Source organism: Pantoea sp. AS142 (assembly GCF_037152305.1).
Classification (GTDB): domain Bacteria; phylum Pseudomonadota; class Gammaproteobacteria; order Enterobacterales; family Enterobacteriaceae; genus Pantoea.
Genome location: NZ_JBBCMO010000005.1, coordinates 61,992 through 82,188, shown reverse-complemented (window position 1 = coordinate 82,188; position 20,197 = coordinate 61,992). Strand labels below are relative to the sequence as shown.

The 20,197-nt window shown below is 56.8% G+C and carries 18 protein-coding genes and 2 pseudogenes; 11 read left to right on the top strand and 9 right to left on the bottom strand.

Features of this window, described 5'->3' with window-relative positions; genetic code table 11:
- Window positions 1–136: 136 nt before the first annotated feature.
- From WFO64_RS11335 to WFO64_RS11315, 5 genes are read left to right on the top strand one after another with little or no spacing between them, the layout of a single operon-like run.
- On the top strand, window positions 137–706 hold the full coding sequence (locus tag WFO64_RS11335; RefSeq protein ID WP_337011711.1) for a spore coat protein U domain-containing protein: 570 nt from the start codon (window positions 137–139) through the stop codon (window positions 704–706).
- Window positions 707–752: 46 nt separating this feature from the next.
- Entirely contained in the window at window positions 753–1,244 is a 492-nt protein-coding gene (locus WFO64_RS11330) for a Csu type fimbrial protein (protein WP_337012064.1), read from the top strand.
- Between the two features lie 25 nt (window positions 1,245–1,269).
- A complete protein-coding gene (locus WFO64_RS11325; protein ID WP_337011708.1) occupies window positions 1,270–1,965 on the top strand; it encodes a fimbrial biogenesis chaperone in 696 nt (231 codons plus the stop codon).
- 7 nt (window positions 1,966–1,972) lie between these two features.
- Window positions 1,973–4,420 (top strand): fimbria/pilus outer membrane usher protein, encoded by a 2,448-nt coding sequence (locus WFO64_RS11320; RefSeq protein ID WP_337011707.1) that lies wholly within the window; start codon window positions 1,973–1,975, stop codon window positions 4,418–4,420.
- Window positions 4,420–5,394: a Csu type fimbrial protein gene (locus tag WFO64_RS11315; protein WP_337011706.1), complete on the top strand. Its 975-nt coding sequence runs from the start codon at window positions 4,420–4,422 to the stop codon at window positions 5,392–5,394. The genes WFO64_RS11320 and WFO64_RS11315 overlap by 1 nt, the downstream gene beginning before the upstream one ends.
- On the opposite strand, the gene WFO64_RS11310 is transcribed toward WFO64_RS11315, so the two are convergent.
- The 3 genes from WFO64_RS11310 to exbB all read right to left on the bottom strand — a co-directional run bounded on the left by WFO64_RS11310 (window position 5,391) and on the right by exbB (window position 8,100).
- Complete coding sequence (locus tag WFO64_RS11310; RefSeq protein WP_337011704.1) at window positions 5,391–6,713, bottom strand: MFS transporter; 1,323 nt, start codon at window positions 6,711–6,713, stop codon at window positions 5,391–5,393. The two genes, WFO64_RS11315 and WFO64_RS11310, sit on opposite strands and share 4 nt — an antisense overlap.
- A 235-nt stretch (window positions 6,714–6,948) precedes the next feature.
- Window positions 6,949–7,371 carry a TonB system transport protein ExbD gene (exbD, locus tag WFO64_RS11305; protein ID WP_337011702.1) on the bottom strand — a complete coding sequence of 141 codons (423 nt, stop codon included), beginning with the start codon at window positions 7,369–7,371 and terminating at the stop codon, window positions 6,949–6,951.
- 6 nt (window positions 7,372–7,377) lie between these two features.
- A complete protein-coding gene (gene exbB / locus WFO64_RS11300; RefSeq protein WP_337012062.1) occupies window positions 7,378–8,100 on the bottom strand; it encodes a tol-pal system-associated acyl-CoA thioesterase in 723 nt (240 codons plus the stop codon).
- A gap of 404 nt (window positions 8,101–8,504) precedes the next feature.
- Here exbB and WFO64_RS11295 point away from each other — a divergent pair.
- The 3 genes and pseudogenes from WFO64_RS11295 to WFO64_RS11285 form a co-directional block, all read left to right on the top strand.
- Window positions 8,505–8,756: pseudogene (locus tag WFO64_RS11295) on the top strand (TRAP transporter large permease subunit); the annotation flags it as partial.
- Window positions 8,757–8,891: 135 nt separating this feature from the next.
- The gene (gene metC, locus WFO64_RS11290; RefSeq protein WP_337011700.1) at window positions 8,892–10,082 is read left to right on the top strand and encodes a cystathionine beta-lyase; all 1,191 of its coding nucleotides are present in this window, start codon (window positions 8,892–8,894) and stop codon (window positions 10,080–10,082) included.
- 164 nt (window positions 10,083–10,246) lie between these two features.
- Window positions 10,247–10,909, top strand: coding sequence for a DedA family protein (locus tag WFO64_RS11285; protein ID WP_337011698.1), 663 nt, complete (start codon window positions 10,247–10,249; stop codon window positions 10,907–10,909).
- Between the two features lie 32 nt (window positions 10,910–10,941).
- Here WFO64_RS11285 and WFO64_RS11280 read toward each other — a convergent pair whose 3' ends face one another.
- Window positions 10,942–11,850: an AraC family transcriptional regulator gene (locus tag WFO64_RS11280; RefSeq protein ID WP_337011696.1), complete on the bottom strand. Its 909-nt coding sequence runs from the start codon at window positions 11,848–11,850 to the stop codon at window positions 10,942–10,944.
- Window positions 11,851–12,054: 204 nt separating this feature from the next.
- Here WFO64_RS11280 and dkgA point away from each other — a divergent pair, with 204 nt between their 5' ends.
- A complete protein-coding gene (gene dkgA / locus WFO64_RS11275; protein ID WP_337011694.1) occupies window positions 12,055–12,879 on the top strand; it encodes a 2,5-didehydrogluconate reductase DkgA in 825 nt (274 codons plus the stop codon).
- Between the two features lie 100 nt (window positions 12,880–12,979).
- Here dkgA and ftsP read toward each other — a convergent pair whose 3' ends face one another.
- From ftsP to WFO64_RS11255, 4 genes are all read right to left on the bottom strand, one after another.
- Window positions 12,980–14,410 carry a cell division protein FtsP gene (ftsP, locus tag WFO64_RS11270; protein WP_337011692.1) on the bottom strand — a complete coding sequence of 477 codons (1,431 nt, stop codon included), beginning with the start codon at window positions 14,408–14,410 and terminating at the stop codon, window positions 12,980–12,982.
- A gap of 141 nt (window positions 14,411–14,551) precedes the next feature.
- Complete coding sequence (locus WFO64_RS11265) at window positions 14,552–15,289, bottom strand: 1-acylglycerol-3-phosphate O-acyltransferase (RefSeq protein WP_337011690.1); 738 nt, start codon at window positions 15,287–15,289, stop codon at window positions 14,552–14,554.
- A gap of 45 nt (window positions 15,290–15,334) precedes the next feature.
- Window positions 15,335–17,608 carry a DNA topoisomerase IV subunit A gene (gene parC / locus WFO64_RS11260; RefSeq protein WP_337011688.1) on the bottom strand — a complete coding sequence of 758 codons (2,274 nt, stop codon included), beginning with the start codon at window positions 17,606–17,608 and terminating at the stop codon, window positions 15,335–15,337.
- Window positions 17,609–17,801: 193 nt separating this feature from the next.
- Window positions 17,802–18,569 (bottom strand): transporter substrate-binding domain-containing protein, encoded by a 768-nt coding sequence (locus WFO64_RS11255; RefSeq protein WP_337011686.1) that lies wholly within the window; start codon window positions 18,567–18,569, stop codon window positions 17,802–17,804.
- A gap of 155 nt (window positions 18,570–18,724) precedes the next feature.
- On the opposite strand from WFO64_RS11255, the gene WFO64_RS11250 reads away from it, so the two are divergent.
- Window positions 18,725–19,306: an NAD(P)H-dependent oxidoreductase gene (locus WFO64_RS11250; RefSeq protein WP_337011684.1), complete on the top strand. Its 582-nt coding sequence runs from the start codon at window positions 18,725–18,727 to the stop codon at window positions 19,304–19,306.
- Between the two features lie 52 nt (window positions 19,307–19,358).
- Entirely contained in the window at window positions 19,359–19,667 is a 309-nt protein-coding gene (locus WFO64_RS11245; RefSeq protein WP_337011682.1) for a putative quinol monooxygenase, read from the top strand.
- Between the two features lie 92 nt (window positions 19,668–19,759).
- Here WFO64_RS11245 and WFO64_RS22575 read toward each other — a convergent pair.
- A pseudogene (locus tag WFO64_RS22575) lies at window positions 19,760–20,123 on the bottom strand (LysR family transcriptional regulator); the annotation flags it as partial.
- Window positions 20,124–20,197: the final 74 nt, after the last annotated feature.

The window sequence follows — 20,197 nt, the reverse complement described above, 5'->3', positions numbered from 1 at the left end:
TATTCTTAAGCATCGGATTTTTCTTAAGACTGCGGTATTGGCCGCCTTGTTATTTTTATTACCTTATTTTGGGTTGAATCGTTAAAAAGCACTGGGTGGAAAAGCACTGATCCTCAATAATCCGTTAGGAAATATTATGAAATTCAAGCTTTTTCTGGTTGCTGCGGCAGGATTCACCGTTGCAATTACGCCATTCACCCAGGCGGCTACGACCTCGGGAACTATCAATGCCACTCTGACGCTGACCACCGGTTGTCTGGTGAACGGTCAGTCCGCCACGGCGGGCGTTAACTTCGGTACCCTGAACTTTGGTAGCAGCGCAGCCACTTTTGATACTCTGAACGCCACGCTGGTCGGTGCGGCGGGTAACGGCATTTTTGTGCGCTGCACGACCGGTCAGGATTACAACGTGGTTGTGACCAGCAGTAATGCTGCGCCGGCAACCATCTATGGCACCGCTTCAACGTCGCCACGTTATCTGATACTGGGATCGAATAATGCCCAGGGCATCGCCTACACCCTCTACAGTGACGCCTCCTTCACCACAGCGATCGCCAACAATACGCCAATTGCGGCCAGTGGGACGACTGATCCGACGCTGGGAACCAACTACGCCATCTATGGCCGGGTAGTCGGCGGCGGCTTTAATCCCCTGATCCCTGCAGGAACCTACACCGATACGATCAACGTTGCCGTGAACTATTAACTGCTGTCGCAGGTAAATAAGGGTGGTTCTCTGGCGATCCTGCCTGATGGTCGCACACGGTCTGCCCCTGCTGATAGGGAGTGTCAGCGCCTGGAGTCTGCCCACCAGCACCTTCCAGGTCACCGCTTCGATTGTGGCAGGCTGTGTCATATCCGGTACCGATACCGGTGTTTTTGGCACGCTTAATTTCGGCACGCAGTCTGGAGTGGCAGCCAGTACCATCAACGCCAGCTATCTGCAGAGCACCTCCATTAATCTGGCCTGTACACCAGGCACCACGCTGAGCATGAGCATTAATCAGGGCACCCACTTCACCACCACCCGTAATCTGAAGCTGCCCAATTTCAGCAATTCCGTTCCCTATACGCTTTTTAGCAACGCCAGCCGCACCACGGTGATCCCGGTTAACCAGGCGTTGCCACTGAGCTACAGCAATGCCAATAACATTACGCTGCCGATCTATGGCCAGCTACAACTGCCCGGCACTGCGCGCGCCGGCGTTTATACCGACACGCTCACCGTCACCCTGAGCTGGTGAGGCGATAAAAAATAAGGATATGATCATGAAGCCACTGCGCGCCCTGCTGCTGCTGAGTCCCACCCTGCTCTCTCCGGCCTTCGCCGCTAATTCGGTGATGATCTGGCCAATTGACCCCGCGATTAATCCTGAAGAAAAAGCCAGCGAACTCTGGCTGGAGAATCGCGGTAACAGCACCACCCTGATGCAGATCCGCGTCTTCAGCTGGCAGCAAATCAACGGCCAGGAGCAGTACCAGACTCAACAGCAGGTGGTTGCCAGCCCGCCGATGGTGCGGATGGAGCCGGGCCAGAGACAACTGGTCAGGCTGATTAAACAGACGCCCCCAGCGGCCGGTAAAGAGCTGGCCTATCGGGTGGTGATGGATGAGATCCCCATGCCGCGCAATCCCGGCGAGAACCAGGCCGGGTTGACCTTCCAGATGCGCTATTCGGTGCCGCTGTTTGTTTATGGTACCGGGCTGAACACCGACAGCGCCCACCCGACTCTGCGCTGGCAACAGGTCAGCGAGGGCGGCAGGCGCTGGCTCCAGCTGACCAACAGCGGCAACGGGTATGCCCGGCTGAGCAATGTGGCGATTGGCGGTCGCAAACTGGGCGAAGGTTTATACGGCTATGTACTGGCTGACAGCTCTCATCGCTGGCCGCTGACTGCGCCGGTCAGCGGCGAACTCACCGCGGAGGTCAACAAAAGCCAGTGGCACAGCGCTGCCCAGAAATAAGCGCTGAATGAGACCTTTTTCCCTGCATTCCTGCGCACTGGCGGTGGTCAGTGTCATTTACGCCTTTTCGCCGGATTCTGTGCTGGCGGAGACGTATTCATCCCTGCCCCCCCCGCCCAGCCTGCAGACCCGCGGCAACGCTCAGCAATATATGCTGGAGCTGGTGATTAACCAGCAGGCGAACGGCAACATTGTGCCGGTTGAGCAGCGTGACGGTCATTTCTGGCTGCGCAGCGGCGATCTTCAGCATGCCGGCCTGCCACTGGATAAACTGGGCCAGCAGCCGCAGGTCGATGTCAGCAGCCTGCAACCGATAAACGTGCAGTATGACGCTGCGCGGCAGCGCCTGCTGCTTTCCGTGCCACCTGAGTGGCTGCCCGGTCAGGTGATTGGCGAAGCGCAGAACGGGCAGCATTATCCGGGGCGCACCAGCAGCGGCGCGTTAATTAACTACGACCTCTACGCCAGCCGCACCGATAACAGCGGCAGCCGCCTTTCCGCGTGGAACGAACTGCGGCTATTTGGCGATGCCGGACACTTCACCACCAACGGCGTCTGGCAGCAGCAGCTGGAAGGCAATACGTCTTATCAGGATGATGGCTATATCCGCTACGACAGCGGGTGGAGCAACGAAGACGAGAACGCAGCGGTAAGCTGGCGGGTCGGCGATCTGGTGACCGTCTCACTGGCATGGAGCAGCAGCGTGCGGCTCGGCGGCATCCGCATCGGTCGTGATTTCAGCGTCCGTCCCGATCTGGTGACCTATCCGCTGCCCGCCTTTTCCGGCCAGGCTGCCGTCCCCTCTACCGTCGATCTCTTTATCAATGGTTATCGCTCCAGCCAGGCAAACGTGCAGCCCGGCCCCTGGTCATTGACCAATGTGCCGTTTGTAAACGGCGCGGGTGACGCGGTGATCACCACCACCGATGCGGTAGGCCGACGCGTCACCACTACCATGCCATTTTACGTCTCCAGTAACCTGCTGAAATCCGGGCTGTCGGACTACGCATTTTCTGCCGGAGCGATCCGTGAAAACTACGGTATTAAAAACTTCGATTATGGTGAGGCCGCCGCCAGCGGCTCGTATCGCTTCGGCATGACGGACTGGCTGACGCTGGAGAGTCACGCTGAAGGCAGCGAAAGTCTGGCGATGGGCGGGCTGGGAGGTCAGCTGCGCGTCGGCAGTTGGGGCGTAGTTAACGGCGCGGTGGCGCAGAGTCAGCTCGATGGCGAGAGCGGCAGGCAATATAGTTGGGGGTATCAGTACAACAACCGCTGGTTCAACATCGGCACGCAGCAGACCCAGCGCAGCAGCGACTTCGGTAATCTGGCGCTGGTCGGCAGCCGTGCCGGTAGCCAGGCGGACACCCGCTACGCACTGTCACGCCGCAGTGCCCAGTACAGTGCCAGCGTGTCGCTGAACCGCTTTGGCAGCGTCGGCGCCGCTTTCATCGATATCACCGACGGCCAGGGCGATCGCACCCGGCTGTGGAACCTCTCATGGAGTAAAAACCTGTGGGGTAACAGCAGCTTCTATGTCTCGGCCAGCCGCGATCAGCTGGAAAAGAGCTGGACGGGTGCCCTCTCGCTGGTGATCCCCTTTGGCGAACAGGGCAGTGCGGCCATCAGCACAGAACGCGATCAGCGCGGCCGCGACAGCCAGCGTGTTTATGCCTCCCGCGCCATGCCCAGCGACGGCGGGTTCGCCTGGGATGCCTCCTGGGCGAATCAGAGCGGTGACAGCGGCGATTATCGGCAGGGCAGTCTGCGCTATCGCAACAACCAAATCGACACTTCGGCGGGCTTCTATGGCGATGATGATAACCTCACCCAGTGGGCCGATCTCTCCGGCGCATTGGTGTTAATGGACAAAGGCGTCTTTGCCGCTAACACCATCAACGACGCCTTTGTGCTGGTGAAAACCCGCTATCCCGACGTTACCGTGCGCTACGAAAATCAGTCGATGGGACGCACCAACCAACAGGGCTATCTGCTGGTGCCCGCCATCAGCAGCTACTATCCGGCCAAATATGATATCGATACCCTCGACCTGCCCGCAGATATGACCACGCCCCGGGTTGAGCAGCGCTTCGCAGTGAAGCGCCAGAGCGGTTACCTGCTCAATTTCCCGGTGGAGAAACTACGTTCAGCCAGTGTGATCCTGCTCGATACGCAGGGCCAGCCGCTGCCGGTCTCAAGCCTGGTGCTGCGTCCTGATCGTTCCACCGGGTATGTCGGCTGGGATGGCATGGTCTGGATGGAGGATCTCACCGCCAATAATCCGATAGCGGTGGTGACGCCCGATGGTCGACGCTGCGAAACCGAACTGCGTATCGCCAGTGGTCAACCTCAGGCGCTAAAAACCTATGGCCCCCTGATCTGTGCGCTGCCCGCGCCTGCCACAGGCAGTGCTGCCTCTCCCGCTGAATCTTTTACGTCTGGAACCCAACCATAATGAAATCTCTATTACTGGCTGGCCTGCTGCTGTTACTGCCGTCACTGAGTTACGCCGCCTGCACCCTGCCCGCCTCCACCGCCAGCTTTGGTTCTGTCACCACCTTTGTAGCGAATACCACCGTCAGTTCCACCACCACGAATGCCAACGTCAACTGTGGCGCGGGTGCGGCGCTGTCGCTGCTGGGCAATAACCAGATAACCTTTCAACTGACTGGCGCGACCAATAGCAATGGCACGCGCGGTACGCTGAAACGCAGCGGTGATACCGGCAGCGATAATGTGCCGGTTCGGCTCTGCACCGACACTGTCTGCGCCAGTGAACTGACAATTGGCGGCGCGCCGTTTGTCTTTGGATCGCAGACCCTGATTAATCTGGCGGGTTTGCTGGGCAGCCTTAACTTCGCTATTCCGATCTATCTGCGCACCGTTCCCGGGCAGGTGGTCGCCGCCGGAACTTATCAGGTCACACTGAATATGGCAGTGACCTACCGCATCTGCACCAGCATCGGCGTGGGCAATCTCTGTTTAAGCGAGCAGAACGGCAGCGGCGTGATCCCGATTACCGTTACCGTCATCCTCACCAACGATTGCACGACGATTACCGCACCCAATGTCAGTTTTGGCAGCGCGCCGCTGGTCGGCAGCTTCTCCGCCGTATCCCAGACCCTCAACGTGCTGTGCAGCAAAGGCAGCACCTATACCGTCGGGCTGAGCAATGGCAGTTATCCGGTGGGCAACGTCAGGAATATGGCGAGCGGTGCAAATCGTCTGAGCTATGAGATTTATAAAAGCACCACCAGCAATCGCTGGGGATCGGCAGGCACTGAACGCTGGAGCAGTACGACCTCGACGGCAGTATCCACGGATGGACTGACGCGCGGTTTTGACTACACCGCGCGCATCCTGACCACGCAGAACACGCCGCCAGCCGGAAACTACAGCGACAGCGTGGTGGTCGATTTGTCGTTTTAGAGTGCAGCACTGACCGGCGTGCCGCTGTGACGCAACTGATACTGCTTCACCATCCGGCCAATCAGCAGCGTACCAATCAGCCCGCAGACTGCAGCAAAGGTCAGCCAGATGCCCGGCATTGCTTTGTCACCGGTAGCGTGGATCAGATAGCTGGAGATCGCGGGTGTGAAGCCGCCAAACAGCGCCGTCGCCAGGCTGTAGGCCATAGAGAAACCGGCTGCACGCACTTCTGCAGGCATAATTTCAGCCAGATAAATTACCATCGCACCGTTATAACTGGCATAAAGAAACGACAACCACAGTTCCGCTTCCAGCAGGTGGGCAAAGCTGGCCGATCCCACCAGCCAGTGCAGCACCGGCCAGGTGGTGACAATCATCAGCAGGGTAAAAATGATCAGCAGCGGACGGCGTCCGACGCGGTCCGACAGCGCCCCCATCAGCGGCAGCCAGATGAGGTTTGAGACACCGACACAAAGCGTCACCAGGAACGCCTGCTTGTCACTCATCATCAACACCGTTTTACCAAAGGTCGGGGTAAAGGCGGTGATCATGTAGAACATTACCGTCGTGGTGACCACCATCAGCATGCCTGCCAGCACCAACGCCCAGTTGCTGGCGACCGACCGCATGATTTCCGTCATGCTCGGGTGATGTTTACGTTTGCTGAACGCTTCGGTCTCTTCCAGCATCCGGCGGATATAGAACAGGAACGGCACAATCAGACAGCCAACTACAAACGGGATACGCCAGCCCCACTCTGTCACCGCCTCTTTGGCCAGCAGATGATTCAGCATCAGCCCCAGCAGGGCGGCAAAGATCACCGCAATCTGCTGACTGCCCGACTGCCAGCTGACGAAAAAGCCTTTGCGTCCTTCAGGCGCGACTTCCGCCAGATAGACCGACACGCCACCCAGCTCAACGCCCGCCGAGAAGCCTTGCAACAGCCGTCCCAACAGAATCAGAATCGGGGCCGCCACGCCCAGGGTGGCGTAGCCTGGCACCACCGCAATGGTCAGGGTGCCAATTGCCATTAAGCCCAGCGTCAGCAACAATCCTTTGCGACGACCATGATGGTCAATGTAGGCACCCAGGATAATGGCCCCTAGCGGGCGCATCAGGAATCCGGCACCAAAGGTCATCAGGGTCAGCATCAGGGAGGCAAACGGGTCGTCACCGGGGAAGAAGGTTTTAGCAATGGCGGTGGCGTAGTAGCCAAATACCATAAAATCGTACATCTCCAGGAAGTTACCACTGGTGACGTTAAAGATGGTTCGGGCGGCACTTTTCGGCGGCTTTTGTAAAGACGGGGCGTGGCTCATAACGGCTTCCTGTTGTTTTTTAGCCGTTTTAGCCTGCCTGAGGCGGGAATAATGTGATCTGGCTCACCATTGCTCTTTACAAAACTATGTACATAAGTAACAACTAATTAACAAACCGTGTCAGGTAGCATAAGTGGTTGGCCTGCTACTGATTTGCCTGATTTTGTGTGGTCGCAGAGCGGCCATAAAAAAAGGCGACTGAAGTAGTCGCCTTTTTCGGGTGCTGGATAACCCGCTATTTCTTCACGGTTTCCATGCCCATCAGACCAATTTTCAGATAGCCCGCCGTGCGCAGCTTATCCATGACGTTCATCAGTGTTTCATAATCCACCGACTTATCCGCCTGGAAGAAAATCGTCGTCTCTTTGTTGCCCTGCGTCTGGCTGGTTAACACGTTAACCAGCGAATCCGGCGTCACCTGATCGTTTCCGACGTAAAGCTGCTTATCCGCTTTAATCGACAGGTAAACCGGTTTTTCCGGACGCGGCTGAGGGGCGCTGGTTGAAGCGGGCAGATTGACGCGCACGTCGACCGTGGCCAGTGGCGCGGCCACCATAAAGATGATCAGCAGAACCAGCATGACGTCGATAAACGGCGTCACGTTAATCTCATGCATTTCACCATCGGTTTCCAGATCGTCGTTTAATCGCATTGCCATAAGAACTTACCCTAAGCGCAGTTTCTGGGCGGTCGCAGGACGCGGAACATCAGTGGCGACAGTGCCCAGGTCGATATCACGACTCTGCAGCAGCATCACCTGAGCGGCGACATCACCCAGTGAGGCTTTGTAGTTGGCGATCATGCGGGCGAAGACGTTGTAGATCACCACCGCCGGTATTGCAGCAACCAGACCAACCGCGGTCGCCAGCAGCGCTTCAGCGATACCCGGTGCCACGACCGCAAGGTTGGTGGTCTGGGTTTTGGCGATGCCGATAAAGCTGTTCATGATGCCCCATACGGTGCCGAACAGGCCGATAAATGGCGCAACCGAACCGATGGTTGCCAGGAAGCCATTGCCCCGGCCTGCATGGCGGCTGAACGCAGCGACGCGGCGCTCAAGACGGAAACTGGTGCGATCTTTAATCCCGTTGGTATCTTCCACACCAGCCGACAGTTCAAGTTCATTCTGCGCATCATTCAGCAGCACTGTACTGTGGCTCTGGCCGGTGAACGACTGGGCAATGCGGGCGGCGTCATTCAGATTGCGGGCTTCGCCCAGTGCCAGTTGCTCGCGCTTCAGGCGGCGCTTAGCGGCGCTAAGTTCGGCATATTTGCTAAAGAAGATCGCCCAGGTCACCACTGAGGCCAATAACAGGCCAATCATGACCACCTTTACCACGATATCGGCATGTTGATACATGCCCCAAACGGAGAGGTCCGTTTGCATCAAATCACTGGCTACCACGCTGCTTCTCCAACTTCTGATTCAGGGATGCGAGACAAGCGCGAATAATAGCAAAACGGCGGCGAATTGATAGTAGTTCTCATTAGTATTTACAAAGAAGATCGCCGCCATTTACCCGCAATTGACCAGGCCGAAACACTTTTAGCAAGGGGATTTCGACACTATGAAGTTGCATTAAATTCTCTTTAAACACCGCTTCAACATAAGGCAGCATACATTCAATCCACATTGCTGCATGTTACTGGTGCGCGTTTTCACTATCCTGGCTCCCCACGCCCCTCTGCGGTCAGCCCGCGACCCACGCAACTCGGTTCTCTTCATTGGCGACCGGCGGTATGTTGACCCTCTCCTCACTATTTGCCGCCGGTATATTTCCTGGCAAGCAGCCGATCGCGACCGCATCAGGGGGCGATCCGGTTCACTTCAGCATGATTAGGCTGACTAACCTGAGTATCGGACTGATGATGCCGCCGGTTGGCACCGTGCTGTTTATTGCCAGCGCAGTGAGTAAACAGAAGATTAAGCAGGTGGTCGGGACAATGCTTCTGTTCTACGGCATGCTGATTGTGGTGCTGATGCTGATTACCTCTATTCCCGCCATTTTACTCGGGTTGCCGCGCCTGACGGGCGTGATGTAGCACAATGAAAATCGGCCCGTGCGCGAGGCCGTTTTTTATCCTGCGGCGCACGCTGATAATCACCATTGAGTCTCAATCCTACTGGTCGTTTCGTGGTAACGTAGGGGGCTTAGTCAGAAGCAGCGAAGGCAACTCATGACCACCAGAAAAATTGATACCACGCTCGTCAGTGCAGGACGCAGCAAGCGTTATACCCAGGGCTCGGTGAACAGCGTAATTCAACGAGCCTCCTCGCTGGTTTTTAACACGGTCGCGGAGAAAAAACGCGCCACTGCCGGTCGGGCAAAAGGCGAACTCTTTTATGGCCGTCGTGGCACCCTGACGCATTTTGCACTGCAGGATGCAATGACAGAACTGGAAGGTGGCGCGGGCTGTGTGCTCTACGCCTGCGGCGCAGCGGCTGTGGCTAACGCGATTCTGGCGTTTGTCGAAGCGGGTGACCACGTGCTGATGAGCGGTGCGGTCTATGAACCGACACAGGACTTCTGCACTAAAATTCTGGCTAAGCTGCAGGTGACGACCGGCTGGTTCGATCACTGCATCGGCAGTGAAATTGGCGCACTGGTGCAGCACAATACCCGGGTAGTGTTCCTGGAATCTCCCGCCTCAATCACCATGGAAGTCCAGGATATTCCGGCGATTGTGGCAGCGGTGCGTGCTAAAGCACCCGAGGCGATCATCATGATCGACAACACCTGGGCGGCCGGTATTTTATTTGATGCGCTGGCGCACGGTATCGATATTTCGATTCAGGCTGGCACCAAATACCTGATTGGTCACAGCGATGCGATGATCGGCACCGCGGTCGCTAATGCGCGCTGCATCGATCAGCTGCGCGAGAACTCTTATCTCATGGGCCAGATGGTCGATGCCGATACCGCCTATATGGCGAGCCGGGGTCTGCGCACGCTGGGCACCCGTCTGCGTCAGCATGAAGAGAGCGCGATTCAGGTGGCAGAGTGGCTGGCAGCGCGTCCCGACGTGGCGCGGGTTAATCACCCGGCGCTGGCACAAAGCAAAGGCCATCAGTTCTGGCAGCGCGATTTTAACGGCAGCAGCGGCCTGTTCTCTTTTATCCTGCAGGAAAAATTGAGTGCGGACCAGCTGGCGGAATATCTCGATCACTTCCATCATTTCAGCATGGCTTACTCCTGGGGCGGCTTTGAATCGCTGATCCTGGCGAATCAGCCGGAAGAGCTGGCAGAGATTCGTCCGGCGGGCGGAGTGGATTTCACCGGCACGCTGGTGCGCCTGCATATTGGTCTGGAGCATGTTGATGACCTGCTGGCTGATCTGGAGGCCGGTTTTTCGCGCCTGACGCGCTAAATCCGCTAAACAGCCGGTAAACCGGGTAGCGCCTGCCCGCAGTGTTGGCCGGACAACGGCATAGTTATTGTTAAAATTTATCCCGCATCGTTCAGGTTGTCAGTGAGATCACTGCGCTATCTGAACGCAGACGGATTGTTCCTTGTGACGTGATGGAATCGCTAATGGGTGTTTTACACGAGATTGTCCAGGCGCTCTGGCATCAGGATTTTGCCGCGCTGGCAAATCCGGACGTGGTATGGGTGGTGTACGGCGTGATGTTCCTGACGCTGTTTCTGGAAAATGGTCTGTTACCCGCCTCTTTCCTGCCGGGCGACAGCCTGCTGCTACTGGCAGGGGCGATGGTGGCTAAAGGGGTAATGGATTTTGTGCCAACGATGGTGATCCTCACGACTGCCGCCAGCCTCGGCTGCTGGCTGAGCTATCTGCAGGGTCGCTGGCTGGGCAATACCCGCCTGGTGAAGAGCTGGCTGATGCATCTGCCAGCGCAATATCACCAGCGCGCCTGGAATATGTTTAACCGTCACGGCCTGATGGCGCTGCTGGTCGGCCGTTTTCTCGCCTTTATCCGCACGATTCTGCCTACTATGGCGGGCATTGCGGGCTTACAAAATGGTCGCTTTCAGCTGTTTAACTGGCTCAGCGGCGTGCTGTGGGTTGGTATTGTGGTTGCCTTTGGCTATGGCATCAGCCAGGTGCCGTTCATCAAGCGTCATGAAGATCAGGTGATGGCGATTCTGATGATACTCCCGATGGTGTTGCTGGTGCTCGGCCTGTTCGGCAGCATTGTGGTGATCTGGAAAAAACGTCGGCAGAAACAGGCCTGACGTCAGCGTGTAGCGTCGGGATCCGCCGCCACTCAGGCGGACGGATCTGCTACCGTCTGCCTGACACGATTGACCTCTTCACCCGGTGTCACGCCAAAATAACGCTTAAATTCCCGCGAAAACTGAGACGGGCTTTCATAGCCTACCCGCACGGCCGCTGCACTCGCTTTCAGTCCATCATGCAACATCAGCAATCGCGCCTGATGCAGCCGATATCGCTTAAGATACTGCAACGGCGACGTCTGCGTAACCGCTTTGAAGTTATGGTGAAAGGCGGAAACGCTCATGTTTACTTCTGCCGCCAGCGCATCGACGCTGAGGTTTTCCGCATAGTGATTCTCAATCCGTCGCAGGGCACGCGCGATCAGGCTGAACTGCGTCTGTCGGCTCACCAGTGAGAGCAGCGCCCCCCCAATTGGGCCGGTCAGCACATAGTAGATAATTTCCCGCACGATGTGCGGTCCCAGCACCCGCGCATCGCGCGGCTGGGTCATTACATCAAGCAGTCGCTCAGCAGCGCAGAGCATCGGTTCCGTCAGCCACGCCGAGTGAATTCCCGAGGTCTGAGGCTGCGGCTGGAACTGATCGTCATCGCCGATTTCAATCAGGAGATCCTGCAGTCTGGCGGTATCGACATTAAGACACAGCCCGGCAATGGGTATCTCCGGCGAGGCCCAGGTTTCGCACTCCACTGGCAACGGCACCGTGAGCATCAGGTACTTGCTGGCGTCATACTGAAACACGGTGCTGCCGAGATAGCCGGTTTTGCTGCCCTGAAACAGGATAACAATGCCGGGCTGATACATCATCGGCGTACGGGGAAGATAGTGTTTAGCGTAAATCAGCGACACATTTTCGACCGGACAGAGACGGTCATGACCATGCGTCATTAAGGTAACTACCTGCTGTGCCAGCCGGTGACACAGAGCATCATGCGCCATAGCGACTCCTTATCCGGGCAAAAATCCAGTGTGCCGTGCGAATGCCTGAATCACCAGTAGCCTGGAGAATCAGGCAAGAAATTTACCGAATTGGGCACGGCAACAGAACGCCTGTTGTTGTCTGAGCTAAGCAGGCTGAAAATTGTTGGCTAGACTTAAGCACAGTGAAATCTCACGGGTTAACCGCAACGGAAAGGAGCAACTATGGCAGACCAACCCACCATCAAACTGCGCGATGGCACTATGATGCCGCAACTGGGGCTCGGCGTGTGGCAGGCCAGTATTGAAGATGCGCGTCATGCGGTGCTGAAAGCGCTTGAGGTCGGCTATCGCTCAATCGATACCGCCGCCGCCTATGAAAATGAAGAGGCGATTGGCCAGGCACTGCAGGAAACTGACGTGCCGCGTGAAGCGATTTTCGTGACCACCAAACTGTGGAACGACGATCAGCAGAACGTTCAGCAGGCGATGGAAACCAGCCTGGAGAAACTGAAACTGGAGCAGGTCGATCTCTATCTGATGCACTGGCCGTGCCCGGAGAAAGATCACTATGTCGATGCCTGGAAGCAGATGATTGAACTGCAGCAGCAGGGTCTGACCAAAAGTATCGGCGTCTGTAACTTTCATGAAGCGCATCTGAAGCGACTGCTGGATGAAACGGGTGTGACACCGGTGGTGAACCAGATTGAGCTGCACCCGATGTTACAGCAGCGCACGCTGCATGCGTGGAACGCGTTGCACCAGATCCAGACCGAATCCTGGAGTCCGCTAGCCCAGGGCGGTAAAGGGGTCTTTGACCAAGAGATCATCAAGTCGCTGGCGAAGAAATATGGCAAGACACCAGCACAGATCGTTATCCGCTGGCATCTGGATAGCGGCCTGGTGGTGATTCCGAAGTCGGTGACGCCAGCACGCATCGAAGAGAACTTTAAGGTGTTTGACTTCCGTCTGGACAAGCATGAAGTGAGCGACATCGCGAAACTGGACAGCGGCAATCGGCTGGGACCCGATCCGGAAACCTTTAATTAAGGCTGTGAGTCACCTGGTGAACTCACCTTGTCTGCCCTGCGGCTGCCGGGCAGACAGCAATTAACGCGGTCAGGCGGGTTGTCTCTGCCTGACCGCGCTGTTATGAGGTGGGCTGCACCACCAGCTGACCCGCGGTACCGCGATCGGCCAGTTCCAGCGTCTGACTGTAATAAACGAATGGGAAATGATCTGATGAACTTTGCGGGAAGCTGACCATCAGTTCCACGCTGCCATCAACCCATACCGTATCTTTCCACCCCCGATCTTCGCCCATTGGCTGTGCACCATTCACACTTTTAATCAGGAACATGACGCCCTGAATATGCAGCGACTGTGGGCGGTCGGCGTGCAGGATCCAGCGCTCAAAGGTGCCCTGCTGCGCGGTGGTGTCAATGCGATTCATGTCCCAGAGCACGCCATTAATGCCCGGCATGCTGTCACCGATGCGGAATTCGCGTGTGCGCACTGCCACGCCATCCAGAATCTGATCGGCCAGCAGCCGCATCGGCAGATTGTCCGTCACCAGCGGCAGTAAGCCGGTTGGCCGCAGCGTCAGGATCAGAGTAGAGGTCAGGATAGAGGATGGCTCAAAGAAACCACGCAGCCGATCCATAATGCCCGCCGCCGTACCTGCAGTAATCGACACTTCATCGCCCTGCGACATATCCACCAGCACTTCGCGGCGTTCGCCCGGTGCCAGTGACAGACGCTGCACCGCTACCGGCGCAGACAGATAGCCCTGATCGCTGGCAATCACCATAAATGGGCGATTGTCGCTGAGCACCATCTCATAACGCCGTGCATTCGAGGCGTTCAGCAGACGCAGACGGACCCAACCGCGTGACACCTCAACAAAGGGATTGCGCACGCCATTCACCAGCAGCGTGTCACCCAGGAATCCACCATCGCGCGGCGGATCATAAACTGGCGTGGCAAAGTTATCGAGCCGCTTGTCCTGAATGATAATCGGGAAGTCATCGACGCCGTAATGCTTCGGCAACGGCAACTGTTTGCCGATATCATCTTCCACCAGCCACATGCCCGCCAGACCGTTGTAGATGTGCGGAGCCATGCGGTTGGGCGTGTTGGCGTGATACCAGCAGGTTGCGGCCGCCTGACGAATCGGCAATACCGGCGACCAGTCGACACCGGCCGACATCATACGCGGCGCGCCACCCATCAGTGCGCCCGGCAACTGCAGGCCGCTGATGGTCATAGAGACAGGCTCGTTCAGCCGGTTGCTGTAGATCAGCTTAACGTCGTCACCGCTGTAAACCCGAACGGTCGGACCAAGATAGAGGCCATTAATGCCCCACACCGGCACTTTGTTGTTGTCGCCATTAAAAGACCAGTGGCTGCGCTGCATTGTCAGAAACAGCGGCTGGCCGCGACGGGATTCCAGCAGTGGCGGAATCGGAAGTGGCGTATCGCCATTAGCTGAAGAAGCGGCGTGCGCTGCATGCGGTATAGCACTGGCGCTAAGCGCCACTCCAGCAGAAAGCTGGATGAACTGACGTCTGCTGAAAGACATAAAACTTCTGACCCTTTACCCGTGGCGCTGAGCGCCGACCCTGTTTTTATTGCTCTGTTTTTTGCTGTGCTGCGTTCACGGCGAGCCTAAGAGCCCGCCGTGCGGCATCCATGCAGGATAGTTCGGCAGATAGTTCGCCGGTCAGATATTTCCGTTTTTTTCGCGTTCTGCGACTTCGGCGTTAAGCTCTTCCAGCTTCGCTGCCATCAGTTCGCGACAGTGAGTGGCCAGCTTACGCACCGAAGAAGACTCGAACGCCTTCACATCAACCGGTGGCAGCATCTCAACGATCACCAGCCCGTTTTTCCAGCGATTGAGATTGATCTTGCCATGCGTGTTGGAGACCACAATCGGAATGATCGGCACACCCGCCGCCACGGCTGCGTGAAAGGCACCGGTTTTAAACGGCAGCAGGCCGCGACCACGGCTACGCGTCCCTTCCGGGAACATCCAGATGGAGATGCGCTTACGCTTGAACTGATCCACAAGCTCACCGATAGTGCCGCGCGCTTTGGCTCGATCATCGCGATCAATCAGCAGGTTGCCGGTCAGCCAGTAGAGCAGGCCAAAAAAGGGCACCCATAACAGGCTTTTCTTGCCCACCGTCACCGTACAGGGCTGCACAATTTTGGCCGCGGTGACCATGTCGTAGTTATTCTGATGGTTCGCGATGTAGATTGCATTACCATAATCCTCAGCCCCTTCCGGTCTGCGCAGTTCTACTTTAAGGCCAAATACCGTCGACAATTTGCCGAGCAGATGGCCAAAAGTGGCGACGTGACGCGGATTGCGCGGTGAAAAAAGGCACCAGATGCAGCCAAATATACAGACTAAGATCGAATAGACGACGACGATAATGGTACGCAGAATCAGTAACATAGTTCCCTCATTGAGCCACGGCTGACGCAAGGTCAGCCGGGTAGTTTACGCTTCGCTATCCGGGCTCACCGGACGCGCAGGCGCATCCAGCTCAACACGATCAATTTTTTGTAGGCCGCGCGGTAACAGCGTGCCGCGACGTCCGCGATCGGCGCGGAATTTCTGTAGCTCCTCACTGCGCAGCAGCATTTTACGTTTGCCAACGTGCAGCGTGATAGCGCTGCCCGGCGGCAGGATCATCAGCCAGGCCAGTTTGTCCTGACCGGCGGCCGCTTCCGCTGATGGAATCGAGATGATTTTGTTACCCTTGCCTTTCGACATCTGCGGCAGCTCGCCGACCGGGAACATCAGCATCCGTCCCGCCTGCGTAATCGCCAGCAGCATGTCATCTTCATGATGCACCGCCATCGGCGTCATCACGCGGGCGTTTTCCGGCAGCGTCAGCAGTGCTTTACCGGCGCGGTTACGCGACACCAGATCGCTGAAGGTACAGATAAAGCCATAACCCGCATCAGAGGACATCAGCAGCCGCTGGTCGTCTGGCTCCATCAGCACCTGCTCAACCACCGCACCTGGCGGCGGCGTCAGCTTGCCGGTCAGTGGCTCGCCCTGCCCGCGCGCTGAAGGCAGCGATGTTGGATCCAGCGTGTAGCTGCGGCCGGTGGAGTCGATAAAGGCCACTGGCTGATTGCTCTTGCCGCGTGCAGCAGCCAGATAGCTGTCACCCGCTTTGTAGCTAAGCCCGGCGGGATCGATATCGTGACCTTTGGCACTGCGCACCCAGCCCATCTGCGACAGCACAATGGTGACCGGTTCAGAGGGCACCAACTCAGTTTCGCTCAGGGCTTTGGCTTCTTCACGCTCACGCAGTGGCGAACGACGCTCGTCGCCGTAGCTGGCGCTGTCAGCCTGTAACTCTTTTTTCAATAGCGTGTTCATCTTGCGTTCAGAGGCCAGTGTAGCCTGCAGCTGATCGCGCTCTTTTTCCAGCTCCGCCTGCTCGCCACGAATCTTCATCTCTTCCAGTTTTGCCAGGTGGCGCAACTTCAGTTCGAGGATCGATTCGGCCTGGGTTTCACTGATGCCAAAACGTGACATCAGGACCGGCTTCGGCTCATCCTCAGTACGGATGATCTCGATCACTTCATCGATGTTCAAAAACGCGACCAGCAAACCTTCCAGGATATGCAGGCGGCGCAGCACTCGCTCCAGTCGGTAATTAAGACGACGTTTGACCGTATCGCGGCGGAACACCAGCCATTCGGTCAGGATCTCATGCAGATTTTTAACCGCCGGACGGTTGTCCAGACCGATCATGTTGAGGTTGACGCGGTAGCTCTTCTCCAGATCGGTGGTAGCGAACAGATGGTTCATCACTTGGTCGAGATCGACGCGGTTGGAGCGCGGAACGATCACCAGGCGGGTCGGGTTCTCGTGGTCAGATTCATCACGCAGATCCTCTACCATCGGCAGCTTTTTATTGCGCATCTGGCTAGCAATCTGCTCCAGCACGCGCGCGCCTGACACCTGATGCGGCAGCGCGGTGATCACCGCCTCACCCTCTTCTTTCTTCCATACCGCACGCTGGCGAATAGAGCCGCGACCGGTCTGATACATTTTGCGAATCTCGTCACGCGGCGTAATGATTTCCGCCTCTGTAGGATAATCAGGCCCCTGGACAATATCCAGCAGCTGTTCCAGCGTGGTTTTCGGTGCGTCGATCAGTGCGATGGCGGCCTGAGCCACTTCGCGCAGGTTGTGTGGCGGAATATCGGTCGCCATGCCGACCGCAATACCGGTGGTGCCGTTCAGCAGAATATTGGGCAGGCGCGCCGGCAACATCTTCGGCTCCTGCAGCGTGCCGTCAAAGTTCGGCTGATAATCTACCGTACCCTGACCCAGCTCCCCCAGCAGCAGCTCGGCATATTTTGACAGACGGGATTCGGTATATCGCATCGCCGCAAATGACTTGGGATCATCCGGCGCACCCCAGTTACCCTGACCGTCGACCAGCGGGTAACGGTAGGAGAATGGCTGCGCCATCAATACCATCGCTTCATAGCAGGCACTGTCACCATGCGGATGGTATTTACCCAGCACGTCACCCACAGTACGCGCCGATTTCTTGAATTTTGCGCTGGCGCTAAGCCCCAGTTCAGACATGGCGTAGACGATACGTCGCTGAACTGGCTTTAATCCGTCGCCAATGTAAGGCAGGGCGCGGTCCATGATGACGTACATCGAATAGTTTAAGTACGCATTCTCGGTGAATGTATGCAGGGCAAGACGCTCTGCACCATCCTGAGTCAGTTCACTCATTAATTTCTCATCCTCACATCGTGGCCCACAACGGCGGGACACCCGGCGGTGGTTTGGCGAGGATAGTACCTTATTCGCTGGTGTTAGTCACAGGGGAAGCGCGGGACGGCAAGCGTTCCGCCAGCGCGATTTCACCCGCCGGATAAACGCCGGATTGAGACCGGCGAGAACCTGACCTCTCTGCGGAAGGGAGTCAGGGCTTTTCGCCCATCCACTGGCGTGCAATATCATGATATTCGCCAGTGGCGGTACTGAGATGAAGCCACTGATCGACATACAGCTTCCAGCTAATGTCATCACGCGGAATCATGTAAGCCTTCTCCCCATACTGCAGCGGTTTGTCGGCATTGATCGCACAGAGCGTCGGATAACGCTGCTGCTGATAACGTGCTTCAGAGGCATCGGTGATCATCACGTCCGCTTTGTTGTCCACCAATTGCTGGAAGATGGTGACATTATCGTGGAACAGCGTCAGTGATGCCTTTGGCAGATGGCTGTGTACAAAGGCTTCGTTGGTGCCGCCCGCCGGTTCGATCAGCCGGACATCGGGTCGGTTGAGCTGCCCGAGGGTCTGAAAGCGATCTTTATCGGTACAGCGCACCAGCGGAATTTTTCCATCCACATCCAGCGGCCGGGCGAACCAGGCTGTCTGCTGGCGTTTCAGCGTGACGGAGATGCCACCCACGGCGATATCACACTGCTTTGCCAGGAAATCGGGCATCAGGTTTTTCCAGCTGGTCGGTACCCACTGTACTTTCGCGCCGAGTGAGGTGGCCAGCGCGTTTGCCATGCTGATATCCAGCCCTTCAAACTGACCATCAGGTCGCAGAAAGCTGTAAGGTTTGTAATCCCCGGTGGTGCAGACCTTTAGCGTTCCAGAACTGAGGATGGTGTCGAGGTGAGATTGTGCGTGGACAGCACTGCTGCTGGCTAGCAGCAAAGAGAAGACGATTTTTTTCATTTTGATTTTTTCACGGTGGGTTTTCCTGCCGATGGTGCCATAAACTGGCGCATTGTTGCTGCCACAGCAAAAGTGTTGTGATCAACTTCCCATTTTTCTGCGTCCGCACTGGGCGTAAGCTGATTACCATATTCAGGAAACGAGGCAAAGTATTTATGAGCAGGATTTTAATTATCGATGGTGGTAAAACTTTTGCCCACTCTAAAGGCGAACTGAACCACACCCTGACCGATGTTGCAGTCAGCCAGCTGCGTGACATGGGGCATGAGGTGTCAGTGACCGTGGCTGACAGCGACTACGTGCTCGCCGATGAAGTGCAGAAATATGTCGACAGCGATGTGGTGATTTATCAGATGCCTGGCTGGTGGATGGGCGAACCCTGGACGGTGAAGCGTTATATTGATGAAGTCTTTACAGAAGGCTACGGATCGCTCTACGCCAGCGATGGCCGTACCCGCTCCGATGCAGCGAAGAAATATGGTTCCGGCGGTCTGCTGCAGGGCAAAAAATATATGCTTTCACTGACCTGGAATGCGCCACTGCAGGCCTTTACCGACCCGGAGCAGTTCTTTGAAGGCGTCGGCGTCGATGGTCTCTATCTGCACTTCCACAAAGCTAACCAGTTCCTGGGAATGGAAGCGCTGCCGACCTTTATCTGCAACGACGTGATTAAAGCACCGGACGTACCACGTGATATCGCCGCTTATCGGACCCATCTTAGCCGCATTTTTGCGTAAGATGACTGGGGGATACCCCCTAACTTCCCATGCATGAAAGAGGAATTTGCTAATGTTAACAGTCGTTGCTGAAATTTGTGTAAGACCCGGTCGCCGTCAGGCAGTACTGGATGCCGTGAAAAAGCTGATCCCGCAGGTTTTAGCGGAAGAAGGCTGCCATCAATATGATGCCCTGCTGGACCATCAGGCTCAGGTGCCGTGGAAGCAAAACTCGCCGGACTCCATTTTCATGCTGGAACAGTGGGAAACGCTCCGCCATCTGGAGCAGCATCAGCAGATGCCGCACATGGATGCGCATCGTGCCATCATCAAAGATGATGTCGTGGATGTGAAGATTCTGGTGCTGGAACCCAGCGCCTGATTATTGCTGAAGCCTAACCCCGGTTGTGTCAACGGGGTTAAGGCTGGTGACAAATTCCGGCCACAGTCGCTGTGAGATCGAGCCGGCACAGGGATCAGGGGATAACGGGCGCGGAAATCGTCCACCCGCGGCACAATCACCGACAGCATAAAGGGCGTAGCGGCGTTGACCCGCAGCCGTCCTGACGTTATTTCACACTGCTGGACATCTGCTCTTCAGCCTGCTCAACCCGGGGCCAGGATCGGGTGCGCATGCTCCAGAAAGACCCGCCCCTCTTCGGTCAGCGCCAGCCGTCGGGTGTGCGATGCCCCAGGGGGTCTGCAGCTTGCTCTGCAGCCGGGACAACGCCCGACTGATACCTAACTGGTTTGCGCCAGCGGGTATGCCGTCGCAGTTAATGGATCCGCTGTCCACCACCGCCATCCAGGCGCGTAACGCTTCCAGGATCATTTTCACAACGGTTGCTGACTCGGCTGAGTGGATCAGCTGTCCGATCGCAATCCGCTGGCGATGAATGAAACACAAAGAGA

Excerpts from the sequence above, each read along its gene's own strand:
- WFO64_RS11325 (WP_337011708.1), top strand. The coding sequence starts at position 1,270 with ATGAAGCCACTGCGCGCCCTGCTGCTGCTGAGTCCCACCCTGCTCTCT.
- ftsP (WP_337011692.1), bottom strand. The coding sequence starts at position 14,410 with ATGTCTTTCAGCAGACGTCAGTTCATCCAGCTTTCTGCTGGAGTGGCG.
- WFO64_RS11250 (WP_337011684.1), top strand. The coding sequence starts at position 18,725 with ATGAGCAGGATTTTAATTATCGATGGTGGTAAAACTTTTGCCCACTCT.
- WFO64_RS11280 (WP_337011696.1), bottom strand. The coding sequence starts at position 11,850 with ATGGCGCATGATGCTCTGTGTCACCGGCTGGCACAGCAGGTAGTTACC.
- parC (WP_337011688.1), bottom strand. The coding sequence starts at position 17,608 with ATGAGTGAACTGACTCAGGATGGTGCAGAGCGTCTTGCCCTGCATACA.
- WFO64_RS11245 (WP_337011682.1), top strand. The coding sequence starts at position 19,359 with ATGTTAACAGTCGTTGCTGAAATTTGTGTAAGACCCGGTCGCCGTCAG.
- WFO64_RS11320 (WP_337011707.1), top strand. The coding sequence starts at position 1,973 with ATGAGACCTTTTTCCCTGCATTCCTGCGCACTGGCGGTGGTCAGTGTC.
- WFO64_RS11310 (WP_337011704.1), bottom strand. The coding sequence starts at position 6,713 with ATGAGCCACGCCCCGTCTTTACAAAAGCCGCCGAAAAGTGCCGCCCGA.
- WFO64_RS11330 (WP_337012064.1), top strand. The coding sequence starts at position 753 with ATGGTCGCACACGGTCTGCCCCTGCTGATAGGGAGTGTCAGCGCCTGG.
- dkgA (WP_337011694.1), top strand. The coding sequence starts at position 12,055 with ATGGCAGACCAACCCACCATCAAACTGCGCGATGGCACTATGATGCCG.
- WFO64_RS11285 (WP_337011698.1), top strand. The coding sequence starts at position 10,247 with ATGGGTGTTTTACACGAGATTGTCCAGGCGCTCTGGCATCAGGATTTT.
- exbD (WP_337011702.1), bottom strand. The coding sequence starts at position 7,371 with ATGGCAATGCGATTAAACGACGATCTGGAAACCGATGGTGAAATGCAT.
- metC (WP_337011700.1), top strand. The coding sequence starts at position 8,892 with ATGACCACCAGAAAAATTGATACCACGCTCGTCAGTGCAGGACGCAGC.
- WFO64_RS11255 (WP_337011686.1), bottom strand. The coding sequence starts at position 18,569 with ATGAAAAAAATCGTCTTCTCTTTGCTGCTAGCCAGCAGCAGTGCTGTC.
- exbB (WP_337012062.1), bottom strand. The coding sequence starts at position 8,100 with ATGCAAACGGACCTCTCCGTTTGGGGCATGTATCAACATGCCGATATC.
- WFO64_RS11315 (WP_337011706.1), top strand. The coding sequence starts at position 4,420 with ATGAAATCTCTATTACTGGCTGGCCTGCTGCTGTTACTGCCGTCACTG.
- WFO64_RS11335 (WP_337011711.1), top strand. The coding sequence starts at position 137 with ATGAAATTCAAGCTTTTTCTGGTTGCTGCGGCAGGATTCACCGTTGCA.
- WFO64_RS11265 (WP_337011690.1), bottom strand. The coding sequence starts at position 15,289 with ATGTTACTGATTCTGCGTACCATTATCGTCGTCGTCTATTCGATCTTA.